Here is a 3,853-nt window from a genome sequence, read left to right as displayed (position 1 = left end):
TTTGCCCTGGGCGGTGCGGTTGCCGCCATGTCCGACACCATTTATGGAGTCATCATTGGACGTGCAATTGCAGGTGGCGGCGCAGTCTCGGCTGTGGTCATGGCCTTGCTGGCCGATGTGACCCGTGAAGAAAACCGTATGAAAGCAATGGCGGTAATGGGCATGAGTATCGGCCTGTCTTTTGTGGTCGCGTTTAGCTTGGGGCCTTGGCTGACCGGACTGGTCGGTATCTCTGGCCTGTTTTGGGTCACGACCATTATGGGACTGGCTGCAATAGCCATGCTGTTGATGGTACCTAAAGTCAGCCGTCATCATAAAAACTTCCAGCAGGGGTATCTGACCCAGCTAAAACAGGTGCTGAAAATGGGCGACCTGAACCGTCTGCATATTTCAGTTTTCACCCTGCATTTATTGCTCACTGCGATGTTTATATATGTACCTTCGCAGCTGATCGAATTTGGCGGTTTACCGTTGTCGAGTCATGGTTGGGTCTATCTGCCTTTACTCTTGATCAGCCTGTTTTTTGCGTTTCCAAGTATTGTACTCGCAGAGAAATACCGTCAGATGCGCGGTATTTTCCTGACGGCAATTGGCGGCATTATTTTGGGCTTGCTGATCCTGATTTTCGGTTTTGAATCCAAATATATATTGCTGGCCGGACTGGGCCTGTTCTTTATTGCCTTTAACGTGATGGAAGCTTTGTTGCCGTCCTGGTTGTCCAAGGCAGCCCCGATTCAATCCAAAGCCACCGCAATGGGCGTCAATGCCAGTAGCCAGTTTTTGGGTGCATTTTTTGGTGGCGTGATTGGTGGTCAATTATTGCTTTTGAACAATACGTTACTGGGTTGGAGTATCTTATCGGCAATTGCTATAATTTGGCTATTGATGAGTTTTGGATTGGCACAACCTCGTTATCTTTCCTCACTGGTCCTTCGTTTGCCGGAGACCCGACAAACAGACGAATGGACTTCTCAGCTTTTGGCAATTCGTGGTATTGAAGAGGTTGTGGTGATGTCTGAACAGCAAGTGGCCTTTGTCAAGGTCGACAAACAGCAGGTTAATGAAGTCTCGCGACAACAATTAACGCACTTGTTAGGTAAAGAGGTAGCCATTTAAACATAACTCTTATAAAGTAAAATAGATACAAATAGGAATACAGATCTCATGCGTGGTGTAAATAAGGTCATCTTGGTTGGTACTTTAGGTCGAGATCCTGAAACAAAAACTTTCCCCAATGGGGGCTCCCTTACACAGTTTTCGATAGCAACCAGCGACTCGTGGACAGATAAAAATACCGGTGAGCGTAAAGAGCAAACAGAATGGCACCGTATTGTGCTGCACAACCGTTTAGGTGAAATTGCACAACAATACCTGCGCAAAGGTTCTAAAGTGTATATCGAAGGTTCATTGCGTACCCGTCAATGGACCGACCAGAATGGTCAGGAACGCTATACAACAGAAATCCGTGGCGAACAAATGCAGATGCTGGATTCGGCACGTCAACAAGGTGAACAGGCCGACAATGGTTTTAACCAGCCGCGCTTTAACAATAATCAGGGCGGCTATGGCAATAATAACCCGCAAGGTGGCTATGGTTCAGCGCCACAGCAAGCTGGTTTCAATAACAACCAGGGTGGGGGGTATGGTAACAATAACCCGGGCGGCTTTGCACCCAAAGCACAGCCGGCGCCAACTCCGGCACCTGCGGCCGATCTAGATGATGATTTACCGTTCTAAGTACTGAAAACCGGTAGATGATCGCTCAAAAGCCTGCCAATCTGGTGGGCTTTTTTATTCAGGCGGAGAGTCGCTCACTGGCCTGGCCTTAAAAATAAAACTTTCTAAAGAAGACGTGTAATTTAAATAGCTTCCCGTAGAAAGCTGAGATTCTGTATCATTGAAGAAATAAATAAAAATTGAATATTCAATAGAAAATTTTAATCTAAAAATTCGATAGTTTTTATGAAAATTTACGGTTTTTCCTATTGATTGGTTTTCTGTATTCTAGCTGTATCAAATGAATACACAATTTTAGCAATAGATAGGAAAATCGAATGAGCTTAATCAATACTGAAATCAAAGCATTCAAGGCCACTGCTTATCACAACGGCCAGTTTGTTGAAGTGTCTGAGCAGGACATGAAAGGAAAATGGTCCGTGGTCTTTTTTTATCCTGCAGACTTTACCTTTGTGTGTCCAACCGAATTAGGTGATTTGGCGGATAACTATGCTGAATTCCAGAAGCTGGCTGTGGAAATCTATGGCGTATCTACCGATACTCATTTTACTCATAAAGCCTGGCATGATACTTCGGACGTGATTGGTAAAATCCAGTATCCGTTAATTGGTGATCCAACCTGGACCTTGTCTAAAAATTTCGATGTGCTGATTGAAGCTGAAGGCCTAGCAGATCGGGGTACTTTTGTGATCGATCCGGATGGTAAAATCCAGATCGTTGAGATCAATGCCGGTGGCATTGGCCGTGATGCCCAGGAACTGCTGCGTAAGATCAAAGCAGCACAATATGTGCATGCACATCCCGGTGAGGTATGTCCTGCGAAATGGAAAGAAGGTGAAGAGACACTGGCTCCTTCAATTGATCTGGTCGGTAAAATCTAATCGATTCGATCTAACTGCCAAGATCCAGCCCCTACAGGCTGGATTTTTTATTTAGGCTGTAAAAGACTCAGCTGATATAGCCGTTATGCTGGGTGGCGGTAGTCCTTAAACCCTGTATCAGATGTTCGATTAGCTTTTCCATCACCAGACGTTGTCCTTTGCGTGAGGCATAGACCAGTTGTACGGTGCCCATATTGGAACACCATTCGGGCAAAATATGTATCAGGCGGCCTGCCTGTATATCTTTTTCAACGGTTAAATAAGGCAGGTCGGCAATTCCCAAGCCATCCATCACCGAATAATATACTCCGGCTAAATCATTGCTTTTAATACGTGGCTGTAAGGGAATTTCGATTTGTTCATGACCGTTGATATGCTGTAAAAGCCAAGAGTGGTGTGGTTTTTGTGTGCCCAGAACGATAGTTGGAAATTGATGCAGATCTGCCGGAGACTCAATCTGGCGGTTCTTTAGCAGACTTGGGCTGGCGATTAAACAGTGCGTGGTTTTAATCACATCACGAACCACAATGCTGGAGTCTTCATTCGCCTGAAAGTTGGTACGAATTGCCAGATCAATATCATCATGCAGCACATCGACACGCCGGCTGGTCAGCTCCATTTCTACCTGAACCTGAGGATAGGTCTGCAAAAAATCATTTAATAAGCTGCGCACCTGATAGTGCATCATGAGTGACGGGCAGCTGAGCTTGATCAGGCCTTGCGGTTCGCTCCTCTGTTTCAGCAGGACACTGTGCGCGCATTCGACCTGATGAATGATCTTTTCACATTCCTGAAAGAATTCCTGACCTAAGGGCGTAACTTTAAAATGGCGTGTGGAACGCTGGATTAAGGTGACATTGAATTGTGCCTCAAGGTCCAGAATGCGCCGGCTGAGTTTGGACTTGGTGATATAGGCGGCTTCACTGGCTGCACTAAAGCCGCCATGTTTCACGACCAGATAAAAATAATAATAGTCATCAAATGAATGCATGTATTAGCCTGGCATATTGAATTCATCTCAAAGTTATAGCATAGGATAAATCAGACGAATTCCCAAAGCATCTCTTCTGATCGGAACAAGGATCAGTGGGCTTAAAAGCAGCCCGAAGGCCATTGCTGTCCCACAATTTTTCACAAGAGGAAGCTCATTTGAGCTTCCTCTTGTTTTATGGGTATTTTATCGGGTGAAAATAAAGCTTTTAAAGTTCTTCTTTCAAACAAATTCACTTGAATTA

4 protein-coding genes are annotated in these 3,853 nt (G+C 45.1%); 3 read left to right on the top strand and 1 reads right to left on the bottom strand.

Annotated features, from left to right (window positions below):
• The 3 genes from E2K52_RS13720 to ahpC all read left to right on the top strand — a co-directional run.
• Positions 1-1,116, top strand: a 1,116-nt coding sequence (locus tag E2K52_RS13720; RefSeq protein ID WP_151205580.1) for an MFS transporter, incomplete at its 5' end; no start/stop codon positions are given.
• Between the two features lie 48 nt (positions 1,117-1,164).
• Positions 1,165-1,737: a single-stranded DNA-binding protein gene (ssb, locus tag E2K52_RS13715; RefSeq protein ID WP_151205579.1), complete on the top strand. Its 573-nt coding sequence runs from the start codon at positions 1,165-1,167 to the stop codon at positions 1,735-1,737.
• 317 nt (positions 1,738-2,054) lie between these two features.
• Complete coding sequence (ahpC, locus tag E2K52_RS13710) at positions 2,055-2,618, top strand: alkyl hydroperoxide reductase subunit C (RefSeq protein ID WP_151205578.1); 564 nt, start codon at positions 2,055-2,057, stop codon at positions 2,616-2,618.
• A 67-nt stretch (positions 2,619-2,685) separates the two neighbouring features.
• Here the strand turns inward: ahpC and E2K52_RS13705 are convergent, their stop codons facing one another.
• The gene (locus E2K52_RS13705) at positions 2,686-3,609 is read right to left on the bottom strand and encodes a LysR substrate-binding domain-containing protein (RefSeq protein ID WP_151205577.1); all 924 of its coding nucleotides are present in this window, start codon (positions 3,607-3,609) and stop codon (positions 2,686-2,688) included.
• Between the last annotated feature and the right edge of the window lie 244 nt (positions 3,610-3,853).

The sequence above is a fragment of the Acinetobacter sp. RF14B genome (genome assembly GCF_006864105.1).
Taxonomy (GTDB): domain Bacteria; phylum Pseudomonadota; class Gammaproteobacteria; order Pseudomonadales; family Moraxellaceae; genus Acinetobacter; species Acinetobacter lwoffii_C.
This window is presented reverse-complemented; position numbering and strand designations above follow the sequence as displayed.

Bases quoted from the DNA above. Each gene is read 5' to 3' on its own strand.
- ahpC (WP_151205578.1), top strand. From the start codon at position 2,055: ATGAGCTTAATCAATACTGAAATCAAAGCATTCAAGGCCACTGCTTAT.
- ssb (WP_151205579.1), top strand. From the start codon at position 1,165: ATGCGTGGTGTAAATAAGGTCATCTTGGTTGGTACTTTAGGTCGAGAT.
- E2K52_RS13705 (WP_151205577.1), bottom strand. From the start codon at position 3,609: ATGCATTCATTTGATGACTATTATTATTTTTATCTGGTCGTGAAACAT.